Genomic DNA, 2,009 nt, shown 5'->3' on the forward strand with positions numbered 1-2,009 from the left:
AGTTGGCCCTTCAAGCTGGACCGCAATTGGTCGTTCCAGTGCTCAATGCCCGCTATGCACTGAATGCCGCTAATGCACGTTGGGGCTCTTTGTATGACGCTCTTTACGGTACTGACGTTATTTCTGAAGAAGATGGCGCAACTAAGGCGGGTGGCTATAACGCGATTCGTGGTGCCAAGGTTGTTGCATTTGCCCGCAAGTTTTTAGATCAATCGGCACCTCTTGCTAAGGGTTCACATGCGGATGCTACTGCGTATGCGGTTGATGGCAACAAGTTAGTAGTTAGCCTGAAGGATGGTAGCAAAACAGGCCTTGCTGATGAGAAGCAATTTGTTGGCTATCAAGGTGATGCTGCTGCACCTTCTTCAGTGCTCCTGCGTAATAACGGTGTGCATATTGATATCGAGATTGATAAGACTAAAACGATTGGTGCAAGCGACGCTGCTGGCGTTAACGATGTTGTGCTTGAAGCCGCTCTTTCTACTATTTTGGACTTGGAAGATTCGATTGCTGCTGTTGATGGCGATGACAAAGTTCTTGCCTATGAAAACTGGTTAGGCATTCTCAAGGGCACTTTGGTTGAAGAAGTGAGCAAAGGTGGAAAAACTTTCACTCGCACCCTCAATCCAGATCGTCAATACAAAGCAGGCATTGGCGCAGTGGATGCTAAAGACGGTGTAGTTACTTTGCATGGCCGTTCTTTATTATTCCTTCGTAACGTTGGTCACTTGATGACTAACCCAGCGATCATCACTGGTGAAGGTAAAGAGATTTACGAAGGTATCTTGGATGCAGTGGTTACGGTATTGATTGCTTTGTATGACATTAATCGTCCTGCAACTCAGGCAATTGGCAATACTCGTAAAGGCTCTGTTTATATTGTTAAGCCAAAAATGCACAGTCCAGAAGAGGTTGCCTTCGCTGGTGAGCTCTTTGGTCGTGTTGAGAAGTTGCTGGGCTTGCCCGCGGATACCGTGAAGCTTGGCATCATGGATGAAGAGCGTCGTATGAGCGCCAATATCAAGGCAGCGATTGCTGCCGCTGGTGCTCGCGTAGCCTTTATTAATACTGGCTTCCTAGACCGCACTGGTGACGAAATGCATACAGCAATGCATGCAGGTCCAATGATGCGCAAGGGCGATATGAAGACCAGTAAGTGGCTGTCAGCTTATGAGCGTCGTAACGTTCTGGCTGGTTTAGATTGTGGCTTGCGTGGTCGCGCTCAGATTGGTAAGGGTATGTGGGCAATGCCAGATCTGATGAAGGCTATGGTTGAGCAAAAGATTGTTCATCCAAAGGCAGGTGCAAATACTGCTTGGGTGCCTTCACCTACTGCGGCAACATTGCATGCTTTGCATTATCACCAGGTGAATGTCGCTCAACTACAAAAAGAGATGGAGCAGTTAGATACGGCTGCTGAAGCTGAAGCCTTGATCAATGATTTGTTGACCATTCCAGTAGTGGAAAAAGCTAACTGGTCTAAAGAAGAAATTCAGCAAGAGTTGGATAACAATTGCCAAGGTATCTTGGGTTATGTGGTTCGCTGGATTGACCAAGGTGTTGGTTGCTCTAAAGTGCCAGATATTCATAATGTAGGTTTGATGGAAGATCGTGCAACTTTGCGTATTTCTAGTCAGCATATTGCTAACTGGCTATTGCATGGCATTGTTACTGAAGCTCAGGTGAATGAGTCTTTGCAGCGTATGGCTAAAGTAGTTGACGGTCAAAATGCTGGCGATCCTCTGTACCAGCCGATGATGCCAAATTACAAAGACTCTTATGCTTATAAAGCAGCAAGTGATCTGATTTTCAAAGGCCTAGAGCAGCCTAATGGCTATACCGAGCCTTTGCTTCATGCATGGCGCTTAGAGGTGAAGAAGGCTCACGCTTAATCTTTATTTCTTGTCCTCATGAGCGAAATGGATTTGTCGAAAGGCAAGTCCATTTTTCTTTTTACTTGCCAACTATATAAGTCTTTAGCCATATCATGTTTAGCTTTCTAAATCCCT

Annotated in this window: 1 protein-coding gene; it reads left to right on the plus strand. The window is 45.9% G+C overall.

What is annotated here, in order from left to right; translation table 11 throughout:
- Nucleotides 1-1,892: malate synthase G (locus B7X71_RS15870; protein WP_293601443.1), on the plus strand; the 1,892-nt coding region annotated here is incomplete at its 5' end.
- Between the last annotated feature and the right edge of the window lie 117 nt (nt 1,893-2,009).

It is taken from the genome of Polynucleobacter sp. 39-46-10 (genome assembly GCF_002282275.1).